The following is a 25,993-nucleotide window of genomic DNA, read 5'->3' as shown; positions in this document are numbered from 1 at the left end:
TATGACTATTCACACTAAACAATATCGAGACAATTGTTGCGTTGACTCAAGTCGCAATCTCTCTAAGGAAGAAAGTATGCCTGTACAAAGCACTTGGAACATGAAGAAATCGTTAGCCATTATTTTAGCTGCTGCTCCACTTGCATTAATGGGATGTGGGGGCGGCGGTGGAGGTGAAGGCGGCAGTGCATCGACACCATCACCAACGCCGTCAGCACCTGTCGTATCCACAACTCCGGTAGTAACTCCTCCTGTAACAACATCGCCCTCGCCAGTCACAAGTGTGGAAGCAGAGCCAATCTATACAATGAACGACCTAGTTGTGCCCGACGGGTTTGATTACAGCTCTGTCGAGCAATTTGATCTCGATATCGACATCAGCAGTATCTCAACTGCGCGGTCTTTTGTTACCGTTTATAGCCGTTTTAGCACACGAGATGACTCTACCTTAAAACCAGACTACTCGAGTAAAGTGATTGCAGGCTCATTAAACAACGGAGTCTTCGCGTCTAACTTTACGGCTCCAGTCAACCACGACTCACTGTTGGTCGAGATTTGGTTTTATGATGGTCAACCGCCATTACAACAAGTGGTATCAAGCAGTGATTCCCAGATCGTTTGGTAATCGACGGAGACAGTTTGGTAGTCAACAGATGCAAAGCTGATTCTGTATCAATAAAAAGTGAGCAGCAATGCTCACTTTTTGAACGTATAAGAATGGATAGCCACTCAAATTTTCTGATTGATGACATTCACTTTACCGTCAATCTGACTTATCTTTTCAAGATAACCTTCAAAGACTTACTCTCATGAAACAGTTAAAAATAGGTCTATTTATCTTAATGTGTGGTGTCGGTGTACTGTTGGCTCTCACCTATTTCCCGATGACATCTTCTACCGGAGAACGCATTGAAGCCACAGTCATCTCCAATACTCTGACTCAATCCCTTGACGGACACAGACGTTACTTAACAGTCGAAATGTCAGACAATGAGTTAAGCGAAAAAAACAAAACAGAAACATTTCGTGTATCGATTCCACCAACAACAGACTGCCCTATTGATTCTATTGTTGTGCTTGATACATTAACTAATCAAATAACTGAACAAAACAGCTATCAGTTCATCCACTGTCGAACTGCGCAGTAGCCGTCGATATAACAACAATATTCGATATAACAACAAGAATGGATATAACAAGAATGAACCAGCCACTCATCTCACCAGAACAGCTTCAACAGCGTCTACTAGAAGAAAACGACATCATCATCCTCGACGCCAGTATCGAGTTTCAGATTCCAAGTGAGTCGGAAAAGATCAAAGGACAAATGATTCCTAGAGCCGTTCGGTTTGACTACGATAAGGACTTTTGTAACAAGCACACTTTGCTTCCTCACATGTTCCCGACCGAAAAACACTTCAACACTCGCGCTCGCGAAATCGGGATCAATCAAGACAGCACAATCGTGGTTTACGATAACTCAGGAACCTTTGCCTCCCCACGTGCGTGGTGGATGTTTATGGCAATGGGACACAACAACGTTTATATCTTAGATGGTGGTTTACCTGCATGGATAGAAGCCGGCTACGTAACAGACACTGACTATAAAACAGAAGTTCAAACCGGGAATTTTAATAGAAATATTCAAGGCAACTATTTTGTTAATGCTCAGCAAATTGAAAGCTATTCCGATAACAAGAGCGCGAACATTGTAGATGCGCGTTCTCAAGCTCGCTTCGATTCAGAAGTTCCAGAACCACGTGAAGGCTTACGTAGTGGCCACATCCCAAACTCAGTTTGCTTGCCGTTCGCACAAGTCTTAAATGCAGGTAAAATGAAACCTCAAGAAGAGTTAATTGAGATATTTTCAACCTTAGATCTAACCTCTTCTAAGCCTATGTTCTTTAGCTGTGGCTCTGGTGTGACGGCTTGCATCATTTTATTAGCCGCTAAACTGGCTGGTTATTCAAGTGATATGGGCGTTTACGATGGCTCATGGACTGAATGGGGCGCTAACGAGAGGCTACCTATTGCCATAACTAAAAAGTGATTCAACTTAGCTTACTGATACTGTTAGAATATACTGTGCATTCATAGAGTACTTACTAAAGATGATCAGTTAAACCCTCGACAAGAAAACCTCTTGTTGCTTGACGAACGTGTTTGCTCGAAGACATAGTGATTTAGTTAACGCTTCTACTGTGCAAAGCCAAATGATTTCTAGTAAAACTGTGATTAATCATGGGTTAATTGTAAGCACGTTTATGAGTGTTAATATTTCATTCAAGAATCTCTGTTCGTAGCCGTTACACTATTTAATCATAGATATCTTCATCTTTGATGTTTCTATGCCTCGTTGCATTAATCACACTAGCGAAACAAAGGTTTGTCACTTGCAGTCAGTTAAAAGTAGTCACCAACAAAAGGCATATCATGGCTCTATTTAAGAAAAATATCTGGTCGCTGTACGCTCTGATCGTACTGCTTACCCTGATACTTTTCAGTGTGTTTGGTATAACGAAGTGGCAATCCAACAGAGATGACTTTACTGAACAACAACATATTCAAGTCGATATTTTCTCTAGCTCAGTAAGATCTCTTTTGACTAGCCAAGAGGCATTACTTGAAGTGGTTGGGCACCAGTTGGCCAAACAGTCTGATTTTACCCGTACGGCTTCTATTCAAATTAGACCAATATTAGATAAGCTGCTTGACACTCACCCTGCAATTGCTGCCTTTGGGTTATTAAACCCTCAGGGAGACTACCTCGCAGTCAGTTCAAATCTACAACTGGCTGATCAACTTAACTTACTAGAATACCCATACACTAGAGACTCGTTCCTAGAAGCTATGTCTAGCGATAAAATGGTTTTGGGGCGCACTTACTTTCAAAAATTTCTTAACAGCCTAGTGATCCCGTTGAGAAAATCCATTTCTGTCGATGGCAAAAACGTCGATGCGGTCATGACAGCAGGCTTACTATTAGACAGCACAATCTTGTTCGAAAACAATGCGCACGTAGGCAGTTACAACACGTTGACCCTACTCAGAGCGGACAACTATCGTCAGTTTTTTTCTAGCGATATCGAATCGCTAGACTCATATTTAAAACCGGTTGATGGCGATCTGATGGCTCGTATTACCAAAAGCTTTTCAGAACAAGTGAGTGTCAGCGTCAAAGAAGTAAAAGCGGGCAAAGACACGTACTCTTTCTGTATCGATGATGGCATATCCCCCTCGATTGTTAGCGCTAATTACATTCCAGACTACAAGCTTTGGGTTGTCGGCCGTACAGACCTAGCACACGTTGATGGTATATTCGCAAAAGAGTTCGGTGCTCTTTTCTTTGTTTTTGCTGTTCTTCAGCTTGGTTTCTACTTTTTAGTAAAATCGATTGCCAAGAACGAGCAACGAACTCGCAGCCAATTGATTTACCAAGCCAATCACGATCCATTAACCTCTCTCCCCAACCGCTCCTATATGCGAAAAAACATTGGTAAGTGGATTGAAAATGAGTCAGAGCCATTCTCACTGCTGTTTATCGACATCGATAACTTCAAATGTGTTAATGATACCCATGGGCATGACTTCGGAGACAAGGTGCTCAAACAAATAGCATTACGTTTGATGCGGTTTCGCTCCAGAGTCAGCCTATTGGTACGAGAATCCAGTGATGAGTTCTTGTTTTTAACACCGCTGAGTAGTGAATCTGAAATTAAGCGACTATCAGAACGAATTATTGAAGTACTCTCTCAACCCTATGACGTGGAAAATTCTCAATTTTTGTTGGGTTGTAGTATAGGTATTGCCCGCTTCCCAGAACACGGAAGAGATTTAGATAGCCTGTTACGCTCTGCCGATATTTCGATGTACAAAGCGAAACAGCAGCAAAACTCATACAGTATTTTCACTACCGAGATGCAAGACGCCCACCTCTACAAAATGAGAGTAGAACAAAGGCTTCGTATCGCTATCGATAAACAAGCTTTATTTATGGTTTTTCAACCATTAGTTCGTGCCGATGAAAGTACTCACGGTGTAGAAGCACTTGTGCGTTGGATAGACGAGGAACTGGGTTTTGTCCCTCCAGATGTATTTATTCCTATTGCTGAAAGCACAGGTTTAATGCAAAAAATCGGCACCTTTATTATTGAATCTAGTGTTATGCAGATCGCTCATTTACACCGAACGACAGAACAAAAGATCGGTCTTTCGATCAATATATCCGTACGTCAGTTTTCACATAAGTCGTTCTCAGAACACCTATTCGCTACGCTTGAGAAATATCAGTTCTCTCCAAGCTGTTTAACGCTCGAGATTACTGAAAGCTTGTTCATTGAAGATGTGACTATAGTGAAACCACTGTTTGAAGCCCTCAAAGAAAACGATATTAAGATCTCTCTAGATGACTTCGGTACGGGCTACTCATCATTGAGCATGTTAAAAGCACTCCCTATCGACGAACTTAAGATCGATAAGAGTTTCATTGAAAACATTGCTGTAGACCAGCAGTCACTCACCATGGTGCAAAACATTATCGCAATCGGCAAAAACTTCGGCATGGTAGTATTAGCAGAAGGTGTAGAATCAAACGAGCACTTCGCAATTCTAAAGGCCTGTGGATGTGATTTGATGCAAGGCTATTACTTCTCTCGCCCTATTCCTTACGATGAGCTGTGTGAGTATCTAACGCCGACTCAGGTTGAGAAAGAAGAACTACCTGAACCAACGGTGTAGGTGGTTGGTTATCTTCTCTAGTTATCAAATAACGCGATGAATCAAAAAAGGGAGCCCAAACGGGCTCCCTTTCTTTATACACCGCTTAACATCGCGGCCCAAAAAATAAAAATACAGACAACGAACACCAAGCCCATTACGACTTAACAGTGATCACAACTCGTCGGTTACAACCTGTTTCCTTGTTGTCTTCAACCTTACAAATTGGCGCGCTTTCACCATATGCATATTCAACAATGCGACTTCCTTGATGAAGATCTTTTTTCAAGTAGCTCGCCACTTGCCCAGCACGGCGAGATGACAGGGCTTTGTTGTAGCCTTTACTGCCTACACTATCTGCGTGACCCTCTATATAAATCTTGGACTTATCACTCACTAAGCTAAGGTACTGACCTAATACTTGCTTATGGCTTTCATCCAATTGGTACACATTAGTTGGGTAATTAAGCACCAGGGATTGCGTCGCTTTATCATAGAAACACACATCATCTTGAGCTCCGATTTGAATCACTTCACTCTCTCTATTGATCACCTCATTTTGAGGTTTCTCATTTAGCTCTACCAGCTTCCCAGTCACTTGTGTCGTAACAGTATGAGAAGACACCAACATTTTCGAAGTGACGTATTCGCCAACATCACCCAAGCAGTTTGCATAGCCCAATGGAGACATTAGCATCGTAGATAAAATCACTAGGTATCTCATGTTAATCCTTTAGTTTTCCGGTTTCTTCATTAATCAAATTCAAAATGTACTTGTACACATCTTCACCATCTTTGGCGTGATAGATATTTTTCTTACCAAAGCAATCTCCAAAGCCATCGGTTTCTGCCACTTTATAATTAATACCAATGACACCCATCGTGACTTTGGTTTTCTCAGCTTCAGTTGGTGCATTACTTTGGAAACGATTTCGTTTCGATGAAATGGTTGAGCGCAGCTTTTTACATAGCCCCTGATCCACTAATTTCTGTAAATAAGTTTCGTCATTGTCGCTACCATCGGATAACACAATAAACACTTGTTCAGGGTTAAGGTTGGTCGCCTTATTGGCTTCTTGCGCAGCGGCAATGATCCCGTTCCAAGAAGAGGTGCCTCCACTAGCTTTCAACTGAGCGCTCATCAACTGAGCTCGAAAGTTGTCATAGTCTTCAGTCAGTGGAATATCATAAAACTTGTAGTCATCATCAAAATCATTATTTCGCTTATAAAGTCTCTCTACTTGATATCTACTCATTCCATACGATGGTTCAATGATCTCATTATACAAAGTTGGTTTATCAAACATTTGTCTAACCGTTGTCGCAGGAGAGTTCCGAGCGTAATCATAAGCATATTTCTTTCGCCATGAAGCACGATAACCATAAGCATTAAGTCTTACTATCTCATCAGATTGTTTTACATGGAGCGGGTTGTACCCGAGCAAAGCAACTCGGCTCTTTTCTTCCGTATTAAACTCTTCAATGTCGTCGACGACTCGTTTAATGGTTTCCTTTACAACATCGAGTTTCATTTTTCCGTTCTTCCACGAGTAAGTCATAGAGCCACTAAAGTCACCGATAAAGTAGACATCAACAGGCTGAGGGAGATACTTACGCGTAACTGCTCGCCCACTTACCGAAAACTCTGGCTTTAAGTTCATCTCTTCGTACGCGATCCAAGACGTATACTTGGCAGTCGCACTCACCACAAAGTCACTAAACGGAGCAAGTTCACCACTTGCTTGAACGCAGCCGTCTTTGTACTCACAACGGCTTGTAAACACCGCGACATCAACGTCATCCGTATTATCAACAACGTATCTATCAACTAAATAGCGTGCATACTTTACGTTCTTTTCTTCGTCCTCTTTAGGACTCGCAATAAGTGCTAAACTGGCAACCTCTGCGGCTTCCAATAACCTTGTATGCGCCAGCATCTGTTGAGACATTTGCATCGAAAATGCCATAAAAATAACCATCATAGGCAAAAGACCAACGAATAAAATACCTGCGACACCTCGGTTTTTCTTTATCGATTTCACCTTAAACCCTCGCAAATGAATAAGATGTACTCACAAGGCGAAAAACCTCTCCGTTAGCGATACCAATCAAATTCGTCGGGATTTCATAACAGAGAGAAACCTGATACATAGGTAACCTGCGGCCTCGAGATGTCAGCGGGAGTATTTCTATCGCTTTTTCTTTGGTTACATCACTCATGTCTGGAAAATCACATCCGTGTATGCTCCCTTTGGTCAGAGTCTTTTGAACCCTTCGGTAATTTACTTTACCTCCAGACAAAGCAGTTTCTTCAAGCCTAATCTCGTCAATACGCATCCCAAATTTGGTTTTATCAAAGTTTGGAATCATTCGTTTCATCGAAGCAGAAGCAATCACAAACGCGTTGTGTTCTGTTTTCCGACAATCGCCCGCACAGATATCCATATTGGCATTAAACAATTGTTTTCGTTCAGCAAAGATTGTGGTCAATGAATAGGAAGCTCTGTCGAGTTGTCCTTTTTTATTGATGGCCAACATATGGTTTACTACGACGACAAAAATGCCTGACGCAAAGACCAATACCATCGCCAACTCAACTGCAAATGCACCTTTTTGTTTAGCTTGCACAACCCGCTCCCTGACCAATTTTGAAAGAGCATCTTTCATATTCTTGAATAGTGATAATTTCCCGCTTGATAGGCATGTCTGGGAACCATATGGAGACAATCGGATCATAAGTGTATTCCAAAGCGTAAACAGCCAATGCCATACCTTCCGGTTCATCTTTCTTATCTGGACACTTATCTGCAGAAGCATAAGTATCCGTGCATTTCAGAAAGCCTTCGTAATCTCGAAAATAGTTAACATGGACGATCACACTCCCCTCTTTGACTACGTTGCTCCACAAAGAGCCGCCCGCTTTGTCCAACTCATCTTTGATCATTTGGCCGTAGTTAATGGAGTTGCTACTGCTCGAGTCGCCCGCTTTTTTAGTTCGCATCACCGCTGTCGTTAATGCGTGATCAGTCATACTCATTGAGAAGGTCAAAATACAGATTTCAACCCATCCAAAGACAATAGCCAGAAAGATCGGAATACCCATAGCAACTTCAACCGTCAACGACCCCTTTTGCTTTCGTTTCAACGATCTCATAGTCGGACATACCTTTTCTTGGTGTAATCAACAACGAATGCTCCCTTAATATCGATACTGTTTAAGAACGCTTTCGCTTCATCTAAGTCATTAAAATCACCAATGCAATAACGCTTCCACAGTCCATGCGTATACGAATAAACAGAGCCATAATTCGTTTTTAAGTAATTCAAGAAATCCGAAGGAATCGCCGTATACGTAGCCAGAACTTGTACTCGATAAATGGGTTTTGCACCGGGTTTAAGTTTTCTTGGGTCAAGCACCGAACCATCGACACTGCGTCTAGAAGCTTGAAACTCTGCGGTCGTATCCAATTTACTGACTCGCGATGTCGGTGCTACAAAGCCACCTGAATTAACTTGAGAACCAATAAGCTGTTGTTCCATTTCTATCGTTGACTGTGTCACGGCCTTCTTCCCTTTGCTTTTAGATATTGACCTCATTAATGCAGATAGCTGCTTGTGAGCCTGCTCATCACTATTCGAATGTTTCAGAACTTCCAATGCGATATCCGGTCGCTGAGATTTAACCGAAGATAGAATCAAGTTAGAGCTCACTCTTTGGTCGTTTGGATTCGACAGGTAAAGGTCATATAAAATGTCCGTCGCACCTAAATAATCAGACTGCATTATTTTTACAACGGCTATATTGTTTCCAGCTTCTCTGTCTGAGGCTCCTTGCTTTCGACTTTCCTCAAAATGCTCAATTGCTTCAGAAAATCGTTTTTGCTGAGCAAGTATTTTTCCCGTTAAAAGTTGGTACTCATACTCAGCTCCACCTTCATCTCTATACTTGTCTAACTCTTCTAATGCGTACTCAAAGTTTTTTTTCTGATAGTAAATTCGAGCATTGGTTAGAATAAATTCAGGATCATCAAGGTCACTTTCACTATAGGTGCTTCGATATAATTCAGCCGATTTGATATCTTTAAGATCTAGATACAAATTAACAAGTTTTACTTTATATTCCGGGTCAGATTGGATATTCGCCTTATAAAACTCTATAAGCTTTTGTGAATCACCCGATCCAATGAGCAATTGTTCTTTGGTATCAAGTTGATTATTAACCGTTGTACAACCAGAGATTAAAACCAACATAATTACGGTTAATATATATTTTCTTATCACATCAACATCCTCAAAATACCAGGGGCAGCAATTAGCACAACAATAGGAACCATGATAAAAGCGATAAGCGGGATTGACATTTTTGCCCCCATCTTTCCAATTCGTTCTTCTAAATCCATCATGTTTAGCTCTCGAATATCAGTAGCTAAGGTCGATAATACGGGACCAACAGATGAGCCAAATTGGAGGCTCTGCACCATGGTCATTACGAAACTTTGTGACTCACTGGTTGGTACGAGTTCGTAAAATTCTTCTAATGCCTTTTCAAGGCCCACCAGGCGCGAGCGTTCGACAGTCACTCTCACAACATGAGCAAGGTTACTGTCTACTGAGTGAAGTTCTTTCGCCAAGTACTCTAAGCTAGACTCAATAGTCATGCCGGTATGGACACAAACATTCATAAGGTCGAGTAAAAAAGGTAACCTTGAACTGATGTGCTTTATATTGGCTTTACCTCGAGCAGACACATAAGAATCCGGCGCGATGACAAACGCTAATAAGGCCCCCAATAAATACAGTAAGGCAAATATTACTTCGGTTTTACCGTTAGAGAAGTCAAGACCAATTAATACTAGGCAAATACTAAAAGGGATTATTTTCAATAAATAGTAAGCATCAGCAAGGAAGTCATTGTAAAAACCAGCTGCGACTAACTTCCGCTTAGTTTCATGCTTATTGAAACTAAGCCGAGACAAAACAGCCTTAAATAAATCCGTTCGTTTTTTTTCTTCGCGTGTTGAACCAATTATTTTTCTAGTTTCTATATTTGCTCTCGTGTTATCCCAAAAACGCAAGCAATACGTTGCTAGAACCATAGAGATAATAAATATGACACTCCAAACAATGGCAGTTTCAAAGTCCATCAATTTACACCTCGCAAAATCAGCCAGATGCAAAAGAAACCTAATAATTCGCTCACTAGAACGTAATAAAAAATAGGTTGTCCCGCTTCCTCAAACATAACAAAGCTGTAGTTCTCAGGGCTTGTAAACTTCAGGATGATAAGAAAAATCACGGGCAAACAGGCGATAATTTTGGCAGAAGCTCGCGCTTCTGAGGTCAATGCATTTTTCTTTTTTTCAACGGCTCGAGAATCAAACATAAGTCGATTAATTTTGTTGATCACATCTTTGAGCTGACCACCCCGAGCAAGGTTGATTCTTATCGTTGAAGCGAAAAAGAAATACTCTAAATAAGGAAAAGTATTGCTGCTACGCTCAAGAACATCATCAGGATCTTCACCAATAAGTAATCGCTCAGCCATAAGCTTGAACTCTTTTCCCACATCATTATCAAGCTGCTTACCTACGTACTCAAACGCATGAATGATGCTTTGACCAGAAGAAATAGCGCCGCTCAAAATGTTCAATGCGTCTGGGAAGTTAGTTTTGAAACGGTCCATCTGTCTTTGCTTTAACTTTGTGTAAAAAACAAAGAACAAGATTGGTTCAGCAAGGAGTAAGCAAACAAAATAATCCTGACGCAAGAAGAACTCATTGACCGCATAGACTGCCGATGCTGTCACAGATGCAAATAGAATTAACTTCAAAGACATATTAGGTTGAAATACTTTGATGGTCTTCTTGTAACTTTTCCTCAACCGGGCTTTGTAGCTCTCTTCAAACTGTTGTGAATCAATAACAGAACGAACACCTTTAACCCCTTCAAATTCAGCTTCCATCTCAATTAAGCTGCTCAATTTTTTGCTTTGACGAGAGCGATGGATAAGGAAGTAAAGTAGCAAAGCGCTCCATGAAGCAATCAGTATTAAGGTCATGTAAATATCTCCTTCACTGCTTGTTCTAAACCAAAGAATTTTGCGCGTTCATAAATCACAGAACGAGTCGATAAACCGGGTGTTCTGAACTCACCTTCCATCTTTCCATCTTTGAAATTTGAAGTAGCTTCATAACGAAAAATGTCTTCCATCACCACGCTATCCCCTTCCATCCCGATAATTTCAGAAATGTACATCACCTTGCGGCTACCATCGTGGAGGCGCTTTACTTGAACAATAAGGTCTACTGCACTAACGATGGTTCTACGTATTGCTGATATAGGCAGACTGGCTGTTGCCATCATTACCATGCTCTCAGTACGAGCAATGGCATCACGAGGTGTGTTAGCGTGCAATGTCGACATAGATCCGTCATGGCCAGTATTCATGGCTTGAAGCATCTCAAAGGCTTCACCACCACGACATTCGCCTACAATGATTCTGTCGGGACGCATACGAAGGGCATTAATCACAAGGTCACGCGCGGTGATCTCTCCCGTCCCTTCGACGCTGGCTTGTCGAGTTTCAAGCCTAACGATGTGAGGCTTTTGAAGCTGTAGCTCAGCAGCATCTTCAATGGTAACAATACGTTCCGTTTCACCAATGAACCCAGACAACGCATTCAACAATGTCGTTTTGCCTGAACCCGTACCTCCAGAGATCAATATGTTGCACTTACAGTGACTGGCTATGGACAATAGCTTTGCCATTTCCACAGACATGGCACCAAACTCAGCTAGATTCTCAAGCCTAATTTTTTGTTCTTTGAACTTACGAATAGAGATAGATGTGCCATCTATTGCAAGCGGTGGAATCACAATATTTACACGACTCCCATCCATCAAACGAGCATCACAAAGAGGTTTCGATTCATCAATGCGACGACCTACATTCGAAGCAATTCGTTTAGCGATGGTGTTCAGTTGCTTTTCATTAACAAATTGAATGGGTGACTGCTCGACTTTGCCATTGATTTCAATGAAGATATCGGAAGGCCCATTGATCATGATGTCCGATATGTCATCGTTATCGACCAAAGCTTGCAGCGGCCCAAGACCTTTCAACTCATCGAGTAATGCTTTAACTAGATCAACGCGCTTAAGAGAGCTGACTTGCAATTGCTTCTTGTCGATCAATATATTGACAGAATCCTTAAGCTGTTCTTCTAACTCTTGATTACTGATTTCAACAAGCGTCGCGGCGTCCAAAGCATCGAAGATTTCATCTCGAAGCTGGATGTAAATTTCTTTTAATTGATTCATTTTCTAAACAAACTGAAACGTGATTTGGTTTTAATTTTCTTGCCTGTTAACGTGGCAACCATACTCAAAACGGCAGTCGAGGACTTAGATTTAAGCAACTCATTGATACCCTGCTGCACCACTATTTTTTCAAGTGACGGCTCATACATAAAATCAATGCTATCTTTGGCTTTGATCCTCTCTTTTGCGCTTGCGAGCGTCACCATGAAGTCTTTCGCTGGTCTATTCAGGTTGAAAATAACTTGGTGTTCAGACTTACCGATCTTCTTCTTCAACGAGTTGTATGAACGCAATGAAGAAACCGAAGGTTCGCAAACAATAAAAATGCGGTGATACTTATCAGATAACTCCTGATCGTGCATCTCTTCGTAGCAAGACAGCGGCGCTGAATCGATAATAAAGTTATACTGATCAATTAGTTGACTCGAAAGGTTGTACAGCGTAGATGCGTGATCAGAAAGACAGGCAACATTCTTCTCTAGAACCAAATAATCAAGTTTCTCTTTAACGCCATGCACATAGGTTTTCGCTATCGCACTGTCGATATCGATCTGATTTAAGTCGATACTATTGTGCTTGGCTTTCAAACCTTTTACACCAATATAAATGTCGCTGTTTAGCGCTCCAGAATCATGATCCACCAGGAGTGTCTTTAGGTTTGCTTGCTCTGCTAAGGAATGTGCTAACACAGAACTTACGTAAGATACTCCAATGCCGCCTTTGGTTCCTAACACTAATATACGTTTAGCTACTCGCGTTTTTTTAACGGTGCTTTCACCTTCTTGCGTCGCTTTTAATGCCGCGAGTAACGCATCAAGTTCAGGATCCCACAAGACATAAGTAGCACCCAGAGAATGCACTTGGTTACGCAGTTTTATAGAATCGACATCGCAGAGAACAAGCAAAGATATGTTCACATCTAGGCGAATCGAAATCTCGGATACTTGCTCAATAACGTTAGATGCGCTGCGAAGATCAAGTACAACATGATTAAGCTTGATATTTGACTGATTCCAAACGCCATCTAAATCAATATCGGTGACTTCAAGTGGTTTAGGAAAGCCTTCAATCGCGTATAGATCATTAATCGATTCAGTTAAGGCGCTATCGTCTGAAACAATGAGATCGGTAGCCTCAACTGTCGACTTCATTTTCGAAGACGAATTACGAAACAAGATATCCAAGTCCATAGCTATTTCGCCTTCTTAATTGGGTTAACCAAGCTGATGTTTCGGTTATGCTCAACGCTACAACCAAATTGATAATCTTCCCTTTTCGAGAACACCATCACTCCACAGTCACTGCTTTTAATTCGGACATATCGACCTATGATTAGGATGTTTTTTTCTTGGTAATGATCGGCAAGCTCGACTTTATATCTGTCTTTAGAGATAGACTCTGACTTAAATCGATCGCTTAACTTCGCGACAAACTCACTCGCATCAGGCTTATATCTGACCAAAAACGTCGCCTTTGGCTCTCTTACGTTGAGATCTCGAATAAAAGCCACAGAACGAGGCATCGAATCTTCATCAGTCGTCATGTCAAATTCAAAGCGTTCCTCTAATTGTTCAATAACACTAGAGTTACTGGTATCAAGATGAGTACAAGCAGAAGTGAAAAAAACTATTAAAGTAATAACGATCCATCTCATTAGTTGAACCCTCCTTGGTTAATCGTGTCTTCCAACTCAGGTTCATCGAGATCTGAGAGGTCTATTCTTAGCAATCGTTCTAGGTCACTGGTACGTCTAAAGCTTGGTAACTTAACTTGTTCTTGCTCGACGGGATCAACGAGATTGACAGTCGCAACAATGATTAATTCCGTTTTGGAGCGGTTCGTAGAAGTGTGGCTAAATAGAGCTCCAAGGATTGGGATATCCCCCAGAATTGGTATCTTGGTTAACGATTCACGCTCTTCTGACGTAAGTAGCCCCGCCAGTACAAAGCTTTGCCCGTCTTTTAAATGAACTGTTGTTTGAGCTCGTCGAGTCCGCAAAGAAGGCACAGAAATTAGACCTGTCGTAGTTTTGTTTGATTCATCAATCGAACTGACTTCAGGAATAAGAGTCAAACGAATGTTCTCTGTATCCGTGACCTTTGCAACCATGGCCAACTTAACTCCATACTCTTTATAAGAGATGGTAATCCCGTCTTCATCTCGAACAGCGATTGGTATCTCGCCACCTGCTAGGAAACTGGCCTGCTCACCCGAAATAACAGAAAGGTTGGGCTCGGCCAATACCCGCCCGATTTTGTCATCACCACTTGCGGAGATAACAGAAACGATATCTTGAGCCGTAAAATCAAGGAGCTTATTCACAAAAGTCCCAGGCTCCCCACTGTCACTGTAAGTCACACCTAATTCAGTAAGGAAAGAGCTCGACACTTCCGCCACAGTCAGCTTTACGTTGATCTGTTCGGTGGTTAAAACTTTCAGGTTATTAATGACTTGGTCATAGTTGTATTGTGCCGTGTACTCTAGCTCGTCTAAAGCTTCACCATCAGCATCCTTTAGCTCGTAAGCCGTTCTACGACGATCTTTCTTCAACATTTCGCCGACAAGTCGATTGATCTTTTGTTTAATCTCTTCGCTACCGACAATACCGTCTAAGACCACTTGGTCACCGACATTGGAAACCATAACGCTTTCATCAGGGAATCGAGCGATGAGCGTTTGCTTAAGAAGTCTTAAGCTTTGATTGACAACCAATTCCGCATTGTAAATTTCATTTCCACCGCGGTCATAAACAATCACTGAGGTAGTACCCTGGCCAACGCCGTAAACCACAACCTTGTTTTCATCGATAATTTTGTAGTCAGCTATTTCTTGATTCGCCACAAATACCGTTGATATCTGTCGCTTCAAATTAATGGTTTTCGCAGCGCCTTGATCCAAATTCATTAATTCTGATGCGAGTAATGGACAAGAAAGAATCCCGCACAATAGCAAGGCTATATTTTTCTTCTTCAAAGTCATGTTATTCCTTACCACGTAATTCTCTGACACCGAACTGAGTTTCTAAAAGGTCACTGCTGCGGATAGATAAATAGCGATTCTCGATTTCAGATGGAATGATATTCACATCACCGATTTTTTGAGCCATTTCGAGTTTCAAAACGCTGCGCATATTTAATGCAATAACTAAACTGTACTTTTTATCTTCGGCATCCTCTGAATCAGTATCTTCACTGCCTTTTATTACCTGCAGCACGCGAGCTCCACTAATAATCACTCGGCTAACGAGATCACCGATGTCACCATATCCATTCTCAACTAGATTTGATTTTGATGAGGTTGTGGAAACGAAGCTCACTTTATCACCAGGGGTAAGCGTTGCGGTTTGTACGACTCCGATACCAGTTACTTCATAAAAATAAGGTAATTCACCGTCATTTAATGACAGGTACATATAATCTCGGTCACCCGGGTTAGAGATCATATTTTGTGTTATATAGGTACCTGCACTGATGTCATCTTTAAAAAGAGCACCAGGTTCAACAATAAGATCGTCTTCTAACGTGTAGTAATAACCATCTAAATCAGATATATGGACAAACTTCTTATCATAAAAATTAGGAGTTAACGGTTGAGAACGTTTTATCGCTTTCTGAGTGACTAAAATACTGACCTTAGGTTCTTCTTTCTGCTGAACTTCCTGTGGTTCTTCATCAGATGACATATAGTTCATATTGATATAAATCAATGTAGAGAAAATAGAAAAAGCGACAAGAAGGAGAATGATAATTCTGTTCATATTAAGCCTAAAACAGGGGCAAAAGCCCCTTTATATATTATTCTTAGAGGCTGATTATTTGCCTGTAGTAGCTGTAGTCAAATTGGTGGTCACTTTAGTTAATGCACCAGTGATAGCATTTTTAAGCGCATCAGTTTGAAATGCCGCTAATACTAGAGCCGACATTACAACAGCAATAATTGCATATTCCACAGCGGTAACACCGCGTACATCATCTTCGAACTTCATTTTAAGTTCAGCCATTTTTGCTAAGGTTTTGTAGTACATAATAATCCTATAAAAAGTATGTTGACCATTGGTCTAATTGAAATTGCGAGGAAAATTTACCTGATACAAAAACATACATCAAATTAATAGTTATTATGGACACATAACACAAATTTATTGAGCATTGAGATAAGGTATTTTTATAAAGCCATAAATAATATAACCGTAACATCAGTTGAAATGAAAATTTATTGAGTATACCCTCAAACTATGAATATAGATTTATTAGTTAACATTGTATTAATATCAACAAATTTTTTAATATTGTCGTTTGTATTCTTCTTTGATGGTTGGCATAGAAAAATCCCAAACAACCTAAACAAAATAGCTTTGATATTTAGTAATATTGTCGCGTTAAATAACGGTTACTTGATGTCATCACTACCCATTGCGATTTTATGTTTCGTGGTGTTTTTTATACTTTGGTATCTAAAAGTGATAGGAGCTGGAGATGTAAAGTTACTCAGTGCCTTAATCATTGGCATACAGCCGAATTTAGTTACAATAACATTGATTTGTATAGGTTTTCTAGGAGGCTTTTTGGTTTTCGCTATGTACATCGTAGGAAAGATAAGAGGATTACCTAGCTTTACAAAAGGCATTCCTTACGGAATACCTATTGCTGTGAGCTGTTTCTTTTTTAGCACTATATCCATTTTAGCAAACTGACTACATAATATTGCGCTCTAATATAGGACTAGAAATATCACTGATTTGAAATAATTGTTGAATCTTATCTTTGATACCTAACGCCTCTAACTCTTGTGAAATTTCATCACTACACCAAACGTACATGTTTACTTTTTGACGTAATGGTATTGTCTTGCATTTATTGTGACGTATCGACCATTCAGGAAATATTAAAATAGTTCCATTCGTTTCCAGTTCATTTTTAAGGAATTGACATGAACTTGTTTTCACCCAACTCGTCACATGATTTGAGTCAATGTTATAATCGTTGAGAATCTCTTGTACATAAGATTTGGGAAGGGAGCTACAAAAAACAACTCTCTGCGGATAACACTCATGCGGGTCAAGTGAATTAGAATGCGCGATAACATAGTTCACGGTATTCAGTTGATACGATTTTCCATTTTCTTGTGAAATCCTATCCATTGTAAAAATTAAATCGTAACGAGACGAATCTAATAAAGAGGATTTTGTGAAGCTATTTATGGACAAGTCTATATTATTCAACATTCGAAATTCATTGATTACACGCTCAACCATATCAAAGCAAAAAGATTCAGAAATCGCTATATTGAACTGATCTCTTAATTCAACCTTTTCCAAATCTTCAAACAATCTTTCGTACATAGACATTGTTTGGTCTGCATAATCAAGTAATACTTTTCCGTGTTTAGTGAGTAAAAATCCCTCTTTCCTATCAAAAATACTCGCCCCGATTGTACTTTCGATCTTTTTAATATGCTGAGATACAGCGGGCTGGGTCATAAATAAAGACTCAGCGGCTGCTGTAAAACTTTTGTGTTTAGCAACGTGCGAAAATGTTCTTAAATATTTGACGTCGATAGACCTGTTGACGTTTTTCATGGTGCAAACTACCCCGATGTTGCGTTATTTTATTAATTATTCTTATTAAAAATCAGCGTCAAAGTAGCAATAGTGTCATCCAGATACAAAAAAACATTATTTATATACTCATAAATAATGTTTATATGCATCTATATAAATAAATACACCCACCACAACCAACAACTGATTCACAAATCCTTATGTGCTTTTACAAACAACATATTTTGTGTGTCATTCACATACCAAAGCCCTTACACAACACCTTTCCAGTGCAAATGACAATCAACACAATTATAACCAAAACCTATGCACTCTCCACCTTTTCGTTGACGAAAATCGTTGAAATTTATGTAAATATTCCCCACTCATAGGATTAAAGCTCAAAAAACACTCAAAGTAACAATTATCTATTTTTGTGATCAAGATTACACCAAAATGCAACTAAACACTTATTGATGTAACCTAAGGAAAGAAGTGCGACAAAACATTCTTTATTCGATTATCTCATGTATGTACAGAAAAATAAAAAGAGCCAATAAATATAGCTCTTTCATTTCAATTTATTCTATCGTTGCTTTCGTAATTGAAAGAGCATACACAATATAAAGAGGATAGGTAGTGAGGAACTTCCTCCTGATGACTCATCTTGACTTACTGGCACAGATGATGCGGTTGAAACACTCGGTAAAACTTCTATATCAAACGATCCGACCCACTCATCACCATCGGCCGATAAAACCTTATATTTAATAGTGTCATATAAAGCGAGCTTACGTTGATCAGGAGCATTATAAATGATCTTACTATCGACAATTTTTGCAATACCACTACGTGGAAATTCTAAAATATATAATGTGTGGTCATCTCCGTTAGTAATAGGAACTAAATCAATTGTATCGCCATATTTTACTTGCAACGATTTGGTGCCCAATAATAAAGCTTCCGTTCTTTGCACATCCAGAACTACAGACTGCTTTGCATTACCTCCTGACGAGTCCTGTACCAAAATCGTAAATCGGTATCGCTCTCCTTTCGAAGCATCGCTAGGTACTGTCACTTGTAGGGCTTTGGAGCGTGATCCACTTAATTTCAGGCTTGGACCTTGAATTTGAGACCACATAATTTGATGCTCAGAAGAATCGACGTCGGTAATATCGGTTACCGTAAAAGTAACAGTTTCACCAGGCTTAGACGTAACCTCTAGCCTATCTATTGTTAACTTGGGCGCGTCATTCACAGGCTTAATATCAACTGACACACGAGCAAAATCCGTCTCATATCCTAGCCTATTTACCAAACGGTATGTGAAACTGTCACGACCAAACTGGTCAACCTTTGGGAAGTAGGTTCCATCTTTTATCACTCCCTTCATTGGCTTCTGAACGATTTCAACAGAGTAATTATTTGGCTTTGGTAAATTGATATCATTAGCCAATAAATTAAGCATAAAAGGGGTATCTTCCTCAGTCGATATCATGTCATCGACAGCAATAGGCTTGGCATCTATTGGCAACTCAAAAAGCGCTGCAAAAGGAAAATTCTGACCGAAACCTCGGCTCAACCCTCGAGTTTTGTAATCAGAAATGGTACCTGAGAATTGGCTTTTTCTTTGTCCATCCCCTAAATACGCATCTAAAAACTGGGTTGAATATTCAGGGGTACCATTCTCAATCTCTAAGACTATTAACTTTGTGCCTAGCCCAAGCTTAATTTTCTCGTCAAAAATGATTTGTCCACCGCCCTGCCTCGCGATACCTCTGTGTAACAATCGAGCTGCTTGCTCGTCAATAACTGCATTGCCGAATCTTGATTGATATGGATATTCCACCAAACGATAAAACATCGGCATCGCGACGCTCGTTGCTTTCGCGTAAAAGTGAATTCCTGCAATACTTTGGTTTCCCTTGACCACATCAATGGGGAAGCCTAGAACATTAATATTCGCATCGTAACGTGGGTATGTTCTCCCAAAGGAGGTTACCCAGGATGATTTGTTGTTGGTGTTAGGTACCAACAAAGAGAAACTCGCTTTGGTATCATCGCTAACAATATTGGTTATTGAGATATCCGTCTTTCGCCCCGCCGTAATCGCTGTTAAGGAAGGTTCTGAATCATCTGAGAGATTGGTAACCGATTCTCTGCCAGGGAAGACATCGCCAGTGTCTCCAGAAGAGAATCCATTTTCTAATAACCCCTCTCCATCGGCTTGGAATACCTGTACTTGCATCGGACCAGAACTATTGAATTGGTTATCTATATTCACGGCTGTGATTAATAACCCCTCACCACGAAGCGCTTGGTCATAATCGTTTTTGCGTCTATTTTCCACATAAGCACGAGGCCCAAACTGTTTAAGGTAAGGATCAAGGTGGATAACGCTTTCACCCTTGATTGTACCAACTTCAATGCTCCCGTTATTGGAGAGAACTTTCGGCTTTAAAAAACCAGATGCCTCTTTACTCCAAGCCAACATGTTGACCGGAGTTTCGCCAGCATACTGATCCGTCGGTTTTCTCCCCCAACTGCCCCCTCCCATTAACCCCCAATGACCAATAGAACCATCATGCTTATAAGAATATAAATCTGGAAGTCCTAACATCAGATGTCCAAGCTCATGTGCTATCACCCCCATTGTTGACTGATGGTCACCTTGATAATCGGCGAACAAGCAATAAGCACTAATACGTTTTCCATCGATCTCGACAGTGCTATGAGCATACTTATGAGGCCAAATTGTCGGGGTTTTTCGTGTACCGCTAGATTTGTCATTCCCAGCAAAGACAAACATGACTGACAGCTCTTGAGCTGAGATGCTATTATCATTGTTCGAATCATATAGAGAAAGGTCAAAGTCAACATCTAGCGCTTCATATGCCTTTTTGAATACATTATTAAGCTTAGTTTGGCAATTTTTTTCAGACTTTGAATGACAGTTGGGATGATCCATATCCAGCGTGACATTAATAACACCATCATTTTTTGTTCCTTCATTTTCTTTGGCTGGAACAACTTTATAATTCCCATAACTATTTTTTAGAAAATAATCTTGAACACTTTGTTGGTTTTCACCAAATATCGTCGACTGAAAATCATTTTCAATCTGTTCGTCTAAAAAACTGACCTGTATTACCAACAAGGCCTGCTCAGTGACCCTTTTTGGCGAAGAACTATTTAGGTGCGAACGTTGATTATTTATTGGGGTAAATCTTTTGTGGTTCGCAGCGGGTGAGTCAAAAGATTCATTGATATGTATTGGATCAATTTTTAGGTTTTTTATGTTTGATTCAACGGGTATTTCAGTATCACTCGAAGCCAACACCCCAGTTGAAACAACACTCCCCCCCCCTTTTTCACTTGTTTCATATTTAGCAAAGTACCACTGATTATCAACACCCTGAACGTATAGGTGACCATCATGGTCTTGGTACCAAAACATATATTGAGACCCCATTAAGCGCAGTTCTTTTGTACTGCCATCAATGAAGGTCATTGTGTGCCAAGTTGGCGCAGGTAAAGTAGTCGCTTGTACAAAACCAACAGCAATGAGTGCTGTAATTAGTGTACAAATTAATTTTGTCCTCATTAGGGTAATCTCGTTATTTGAATTTCTCTGAAAGAGACAATTCATTTATTAAATAAAACGAGACTTTATCAATGAGGTATTATATTAACCAATTAACTTTCTAACTAAACCTATAAATATTACTTATAGGATAAAACATAAGAATTAATTATGATCGTATAAATTTATAAAAATAAAAGATAGATAATGGATAATTCTATCTTTTATTATTGGACAGTTTAATTAACCCGCGAACTTATTAAAATAATAGATATTTACAAAAGAGTTAACTATGGAGACGCATGTTTCAACTGCTCATCCAAGTTAAGTACCGTCAAAGCATTACTTACACTAGTCGCAATCACATCCACCACACCTGTTCTTAACGCACCTAACAAAGCGAGTGGCTTACTGTTCTCGGCAGCGATGGCGATTACCTCGGCAATTGGTCGGAACTCTTCCAAGCCTAAGCCGATGACTCGGTCACTCATTACTGTGTTTGCCGCTTTACCGTGCACGTCGAAAAAGTCATAACCCGCAAAGTCACCGACGACACCTTGAAGTAAACGAGATTGAACCACCTCTCCCGCCGTAAACCAACCTAGGTCGACCATATAGCTGTTTTCACTCATGTCACCAATACCGACTAATGCAACATCTGCCTTGCGGGCGAGATCGAGTGTTTGCTTAACAGTACTGTTTTCCATGAACGCGGATTTTTGTGCTTTGTTCTCTGCATAAGCAGGCGCATACAAGGTTTCAGAAGATCCACCGTATTTCTTGGCGAGTTGTCTACATATATGGTCGGCATTAAACATACCGCCTCTTGGGTGAATACCGCCGATACCACAAACAAATTTACAGTCACGCGGTGTGATCACCCCAGTATGGTGAGCAACCGACGATACGTTTCGACCTTGGCCGACCGTTACTACCATGCCGTTTTTTAAGGTGCTCGTTAGGTAGTTAGACACCAAACCAGCAACCTGTAACCGCTGCTTCTCTTCATTCGGCTGATCAAGAGCTACTAATGCACGTTTCACACCAAACCTTTCGATGAGACGCTGTTCAATTTTGGCACTGAAGACAGGGTGATATTTCACGGTGATTTCAACAATCCCTTCATCGCGCGCTTGTTTGAGCATTCGACCAACCTTTGCACGAGAGATAGAGAACTTTTTGGAGATCTCTTCTTGAGTCGCGCCATCCTGATAATAAGCAACGGCGACTTCGGTTAGGAGATCAGTGTTTTCTTCGGAAACATCTTGGATATTGTTACTCATATACCACTCAACCAATATTTAACAATTATTTTACCTGCTGTGCTTCCTAATATAGGAGAGCTCATTAAGTGATACACAAGCTTACACCCTGAACATATGTAACAACAAGAAACATTTGCTCAGCATCATAACCATAGTTTTGCTGTTGATTAATTCACCTCACTTTGTTCGTTAAACGTTTGCTTGCATACCCCATGATTACTAGAGCGAAATATATTTGACTGAAGTCACCATACAGCACTATTTACCGTTGACTTTGGGGCTAGATCGGATAAATATGGCTACATCATTTACTCATCGAGCGATCAAATGTTCTGTGCAAATGTTCGTTCGGAGAAAAATTTAAATTAATGTAAGTTTGACTCACTGGTACAACCATGAGGAACTTCATTAGTTCGCTTGCAAATGCCCACACCTCTCCCATTAAAGGGGTGTTCTGCGATACATAGGATGATCAAAATGAGCAATAAATTAGAGCAACTTCGTAAACTAACAACTGTTGTAGCTGACACTGGCGATATCGAAGCTATCAGCAAGTACACTCCTGAAGATGCAACAACTAACCCATCTCTAATTCTTAAAGCCGCTCAAATTGCTGAGTATGCACCTCTAATCGATGCTTCTATCGAATACGCTAAAGCGCAAAGTGGCGACAAAGCACAACAAGTTCAAGACACTTGTGACATGCTTAACGTGAACATTGGTAAAGAAATCCTTAACGTTGTACCTGGCCGCATCTCTACTGAAGTAGATGCTCGTCTTTCTTACGACATGGAAGGCAGCGTTGCTAAAGCTCGTCAACTTATCAAAATGTACAACGACGCTGGCATCACTAACGACCGCATCCTTATCAAACTTGCTTCTACTTGGGAAGGCATCCGTGCTGCTGAAATCCTAGAGAAAGAAGGCATCAACTGTAACCTAACGCTTCTATTCTCTTTCGCTCAAGCTCGTGCTTGTGCTGAAGCTGGCGTATTCCTTATCTCTCCTTTCGTTGGTCGTATCATGGACTGGTACAAAGCGAAAGAAGGTCGCGATTTCGAAGCTTCAGAAGATCCAGGCGTAATCTCTGTTTCAGACATCTACAACTACTACAAAGAGCACGGTTACAAGACTGTTGTTATGGGCGCAAGCTTCCGTAACATCGGCGAGATCCTTGAACTTGCTGGTTGTGACCGTCTAACTATCGCACCTCAACTTCTAGCTGACCTAGAAGCAGCAGAAGGTGAAGTAGTAGAGAAGCTAATCGACTCTAACGGTACTAAAGAGCGTCCTGCTGCAATGACTCACGCTGAGTTCCTATGGGATCACAACCAAGACCCAATGGCTGTAGAGAAGCTAGCTGAAGGCATCCGCAACTTCGCCGTTGACCAAGGCAAACTAGAAGACATGATCGCAGCTAAGCTGTAATCACTACGTAATAAATAAGAGGAACGAATTTCGTTCCTCTTTTACATCTGTCCACGAATTATTAATTTCGAATCAATTTTGGAAGCAATTATGAACCGCAAACATCTAGCTAACGCTATTCGTGCTCTAAGCATGGACGGCGTACAACAAGCAAACTCTGGTCACCCTGGCGCACCTATGGGTATGGCTGACATCGCTGAAGTACTTTGGCGTTCTCACCTGAACCATAACCCATCAAACCCAGAGTGGGCTGACCGCGACCGTTTTATCCTGTCTAACGGCCACGGCTCAATGCTGATCTACTCTCTGCTTCACCTAGCAGGTTACGAGCTTTCAATTGAAGATCTTAAGAACTTCCGTCAACTGCACTCTAAGACTCCAGGTCACCCAGAGTACGGCTACGCACCTGGTATCGAGACGACGACTGGTCCTCTAGGTCAAGGCATCACTAACGCTGTTGGTATGGCAATGGCTGAGAAAGCGCTTGCTGCACAGTTCAACAAAGAAGGCCACGACATCGTAGACCACTACACTTATGCATTCATGGGTGATGGCTGTCTGATGGAAGGTATCTCTCACGAAGCATGTTCTCTAGCGGGTACGCTAGGTCTTGGTAAGCTGGTTGCTTTCTGGGATGACAACGGCATCTCTATCGATGGTGAAGTTGAAGGCTGGTTCTCTGACGATACACCTAAGCGTTTTGAAGCTTACGGCTGGCACGTAATCCCTGCAGTTGATGGTCACGATGCTGACGCTATCAACGCGGCTATAGAAGCGGCTAAAGCGGATCCTCGTCCAACTCTAATCTGTACTAAAACAGTGATTGGCTTTGGTTCTCCAAATAAAGCAGGTACGCACGACTGTCACGGTGCACCATTAGGCGCTGACGAAATCGCAGCAACTCGTAAGCAACTAGGTTGGGAGCACGGTCCTTTTGAAATTCCGTCGGAAGTTTACTCAGAGTGGGATGCGAAAGAAGCAGGCGCAGCTAAGGAAGCAGCGTGGAACGAGAAACTTGCAGCTTATGAAGCAGCATACCCTGAGCTGGCAGCTGAATTCAAACGCCGCGTAAACGGTGACCTACCTGCTGAATGGGAAGAGAAAGCATCGGCAATCATCGCTGATCTTCAAGCTAACCCAGCAAACATCGCATCACGTAAAGCATCTCAAAATGCTCTAGAAGCATTCGGTGCTATGCTACCTGAATTCATGGGCGGCTCTGCTGACCTTGCGCCTTCAAACCTGACTATGTGGTCTGGTTCTAAGTCACTTGAAGCAAACGACTTCTCTGGTAACTACATCCACTACGGTGTACGTGAATTCGGTATGACGGCAATCATGAACGGTATCGCTCTGCACGGTGGTTTCGTACCATACGGCGCAACGTTCTTAATGTTCATGGAATACGCGCGTAACGCTATGCGTATGGCTGCTCTGATGAAAACTCAGAACATCCAAGTTTACACGCATGACTCTATCGGTCTTGGCGAAGATGGTCCAACTCACCAACCAGTTGAGCAGATCGCATCTCTACGTCTGACTCCAAACATGAGCACATGGCGCCCATGCGACCAAGTTGAGTCTGCTGTTGCTTGGAAACTGGCAATCGAACGCAAAGATGGTCCTTCTGCACTTATCTTCTCTCGTCAAAACCTTGCACAACAAGATCGTGACGCTGAGCAAGTTGCTAACATCGCTAAGGGTGGTTACATCCTGAAAGATTGTGAAGGCAAGCCAGAGCTTATCCTTATCGCGACTGGTTCTGAAGTTGAGCTAGCGGTTAACGCTGCTGCTGAACTAACAGCTGAAGGTAAGAAGGTACGTGTAGTATCTATGCCTGCAACCGACGCATTCGATAAGCAAGACGCTGAATACCGTGAGTCTGTACTTCCATCTGACGTAACTGCACGTATCGCTGTAGAAGCTGGTATCGCTGATTTCTGGTACAAATACGTTGGCTTCGGCGGCAAGATCATTGGTATGACAACGTTTGGCGAATCTGCACCAGCAGGTGAGCTATTCAAGATGTTTGGTTTCACTACTGAAAACGTAGTAAACACAGCAAAAGAGCTTCTAGCTTAATCTTGACTAAATTGTCTCACCCTAAACTGGGTTGATGCATAATTAGTTCTACAATACCAA

23 protein-coding genes are annotated in these 25,993 nt (G+C 41.2%); 7 read left to right on the top strand and 16 right to left on the bottom strand.

Annotation, left to right across the window (positions count from 1 at the left end; translation table 11 throughout):
* The first annotated feature begins 1 nt into the window (after position 1).
* The 4 genes from Q5H80_RS16685 (at position 2) to Q5H80_RS16670 (ending at position 4,737) form a co-directional block, all read left to right on the top strand.
* Positions 2 to 625 (top strand): hypothetical protein, encoded by a 624-nt coding sequence (locus Q5H80_RS16685; RefSeq protein WP_304570529.1) that lies wholly within the window; start codon positions 2 to 4, stop codon positions 623 to 625.
* A gap of 184 nt (positions 626 to 809) precedes the next feature.
* Entirely contained in the window at positions 810 to 1,148 is a 339-nt protein-coding gene (locus Q5H80_RS16680) for a hypothetical protein (protein ID WP_304570528.1), read from the top strand.
* A gap of 53 nt (positions 1,149 to 1,201) precedes the next feature.
* A complete protein-coding gene (locus Q5H80_RS16675) occupies positions 1,202 to 2,050 on the top strand; it encodes a sulfurtransferase (protein WP_304570527.1) in 849 nt (282 codons plus the stop codon).
* Positions 2,051 to 2,433: 383 nt separating this feature from the next.
* Positions 2,434 to 4,737 carry a bifunctional diguanylate cyclase/phosphodiesterase gene (locus tag Q5H80_RS16670; protein ID WP_304570526.1) on the top strand — a complete coding sequence of 768 codons (2,304 nt, stop codon included), beginning with the start codon at positions 2,434 to 2,436 and terminating at the stop codon, positions 4,735 to 4,737.
* A gap of 136 nt (positions 4,738 to 4,873) precedes the next feature.
* Here Q5H80_RS16670 and Q5H80_RS16665 read toward each other — a convergent pair whose 3' ends face one another.
* The 13 genes from Q5H80_RS16665 to Q5H80_RS16605 are packed head-to-tail and all read right to left on the bottom strand — an operon-like array spanning position 4,874 to position 16,060.
* A complete protein-coding gene (locus tag Q5H80_RS16665) occupies positions 4,874 to 5,440 on the bottom strand; it encodes an OmpA family protein (protein WP_304570525.1) in 567 nt (188 codons plus the stop codon).
* Position 5,441: 1 nt separating this feature from the next.
* The gene (locus Q5H80_RS16660) at positions 5,442 to 6,758 is read right to left on the bottom strand and encodes a TadE/TadG family type IV pilus assembly protein (RefSeq protein ID WP_304570524.1); all 1,317 of its coding nucleotides are present in this window, start codon (positions 6,756 to 6,758) and stop codon (positions 5,442 to 5,444) included.
* Between the two features lies 1 nt (position 6,759).
* The gene (tadF, locus tag Q5H80_RS16655) at positions 6,760 to 7,344 is read right to left on the bottom strand and encodes a tight adherence pilus pseudopilin TadF (protein WP_304570523.1); all 585 of its coding nucleotides are present in this window, start codon (positions 7,342 to 7,344) and stop codon (positions 6,760 to 6,762) included.
* Positions 7,334 to 7,870, bottom strand: coding sequence for a TadE/TadG family type IV pilus assembly protein (locus Q5H80_RS16650; protein ID WP_304570522.1), 537 nt, complete (start codon positions 7,868 to 7,870; stop codon positions 7,334 to 7,336). Before Q5H80_RS16650 ends, tadF begins: the two co-directional genes overlap by 11 nt.
* Complete coding sequence (locus Q5H80_RS16645; RefSeq protein ID WP_369809730.1) at positions 7,867 to 8,967, bottom strand: tetratricopeptide repeat protein; 1,101 nt, start codon at positions 8,965 to 8,967, stop codon at positions 7,867 to 7,869. The genes Q5H80_RS16650 and Q5H80_RS16645 overlap by 4 nt, the downstream gene beginning before the upstream one ends.
* A gap of 26 nt (positions 8,968 to 8,993) precedes the next feature.
* Positions 8,994 to 9,860 (bottom strand): type II secretion system F family protein, encoded by an 867-nt coding sequence (locus Q5H80_RS16640; protein WP_304570519.1) that lies wholly within the window; start codon positions 9,858 to 9,860, stop codon positions 8,994 to 8,996.
* Complete coding sequence (locus Q5H80_RS16635; protein WP_192891122.1) at positions 9,860 to 10,774, bottom strand: type II secretion system F family protein; 915 nt, start codon at positions 10,772 to 10,774, stop codon at positions 9,860 to 9,862. The genes Q5H80_RS16640 and Q5H80_RS16635 overlap by 1 nt, the downstream gene beginning before the upstream one ends.
* Complete coding sequence (locus Q5H80_RS16630; protein WP_009845561.1) at positions 10,771 to 12,036, bottom strand: CpaF family protein; 1,266 nt, start codon at positions 12,034 to 12,036, stop codon at positions 10,771 to 10,773. The genes Q5H80_RS16635 and Q5H80_RS16630 overlap by 4 nt, the downstream gene beginning before the upstream one ends.
* On the bottom strand, positions 12,033 to 13,226 hold the full coding sequence (locus Q5H80_RS16625; RefSeq protein ID WP_304570518.1) for an AAA family ATPase: 1,194 nt from the start codon (positions 13,224 to 13,226) through the stop codon (positions 12,033 to 12,035). The genes Q5H80_RS16630 and Q5H80_RS16625 overlap by 4 nt, the downstream gene beginning before the upstream one ends.
* 2 nt (positions 13,227 to 13,228) lie before the next feature.
* The gene (locus tag Q5H80_RS16620; RefSeq protein ID WP_304570517.1) at positions 13,229 to 13,690 is read right to left on the bottom strand and encodes an ATPase; all 462 of its coding nucleotides are present in this window, start codon (positions 13,688 to 13,690) and stop codon (positions 13,229 to 13,231) included.
* Positions 13,690 to 15,015 carry a type II and III secretion system protein family protein gene (locus Q5H80_RS16615; RefSeq protein ID WP_192891125.1) on the bottom strand — a complete coding sequence of 442 codons (1,326 nt, stop codon included), beginning with the start codon at positions 15,013 to 15,015 and terminating at the stop codon, positions 13,690 to 13,692. The genes Q5H80_RS16620 and Q5H80_RS16615 overlap by 1 nt, the downstream gene beginning before the upstream one ends.
* Before the next feature lies 1 nt (position 15,016).
* Positions 15,017 to 15,793: a pilus assembly protein CpaB gene (locus Q5H80_RS16610; RefSeq protein ID WP_304570515.1), complete on the bottom strand. Its 777-nt coding sequence runs from the start codon at positions 15,791 to 15,793 to the stop codon at positions 15,017 to 15,019.
* 54 nt (positions 15,794 to 15,847) lie between these two features.
* Complete coding sequence (locus Q5H80_RS16605; RefSeq protein ID WP_304570513.1) at positions 15,848 to 16,060, bottom strand: Flp family type IVb pilin; 213 nt, start codon at positions 16,058 to 16,060, stop codon at positions 15,848 to 15,850.
* 210 nt (positions 16,061 to 16,270) lie between these two features.
* Here Q5H80_RS16605 and Q5H80_RS16600 point away from each other — a divergent pair, with 210 nt between their 5' ends.
* Positions 16,271 to 16,729, top strand: coding sequence for a prepilin peptidase (locus Q5H80_RS16600; protein ID WP_304570512.1), 459 nt, complete (start codon positions 16,271 to 16,273; stop codon positions 16,727 to 16,729).
* Here the strand turns inward: Q5H80_RS16600 and Q5H80_RS16595 are convergent, their stop codons facing one another.
* The 3 genes from Q5H80_RS16595 to Q5H80_RS16585 form a co-directional block, all read right to left on the bottom strand.
* Positions 16,730 to 17,614, bottom strand: coding sequence for a LysR family transcriptional regulator (locus Q5H80_RS16595; RefSeq protein WP_304570511.1), 885 nt, complete (start codon positions 17,612 to 17,614; stop codon positions 16,730 to 16,732). It lies immediately after the preceding gene.
* Positions 17,615 to 18,161: 547 nt separating this feature from the next.
* Positions 18,162 to 21,179 (bottom strand): M6 family metalloprotease domain-containing protein, encoded by a 3,018-nt coding sequence (locus Q5H80_RS16590; protein WP_304570510.1) that lies wholly within the window; start codon positions 21,177 to 21,179, stop codon positions 18,162 to 18,164.
* 269 nt (positions 21,180 to 21,448) lie between these two features.
* Positions 21,449 to 22,441 (bottom strand): sugar-binding transcriptional regulator, encoded by a 993-nt coding sequence (locus Q5H80_RS16585; RefSeq protein WP_139685237.1) that lies wholly within the window; start codon positions 22,439 to 22,441, stop codon positions 21,449 to 21,451.
* 459 nt (positions 22,442 to 22,900) lie between these two features.
* On the opposite strand from Q5H80_RS16585, the gene tal reads away from it, so the two are divergent.
* Both tal and tkt read left to right on the top strand, forming a co-directional pair.
* Positions 22,901 to 23,851: a transaldolase gene (gene tal / locus Q5H80_RS16580; RefSeq protein ID WP_029223051.1), complete on the top strand. Its 951-nt coding sequence runs from the start codon at positions 22,901 to 22,903 to the stop codon at positions 23,849 to 23,851.
* A gap of 90 nt (positions 23,852 to 23,941) precedes the next feature.
* Positions 23,942 to 25,933 carry a transketolase gene (tkt, locus tag Q5H80_RS16575; protein ID WP_304570509.1) on the top strand — a complete coding sequence of 664 codons (1,992 nt, stop codon included), beginning with the start codon at positions 23,942 to 23,944 and terminating at the stop codon, positions 25,931 to 25,933.
* Positions 25,934 to 25,993 lie beyond the last annotated feature (60 nt).

The organism is Vibrio sp. SNU_ST1 (assembly GCF_030563405.1).
Taxonomy (GTDB): domain Bacteria; phylum Pseudomonadota; class Gammaproteobacteria; order Enterobacterales; family Vibrionaceae; genus Vibrio.
Note: the sequence above shows the minus strand (reverse complement) of the source record. Positions and strands in the feature narration are given on the sequence as shown.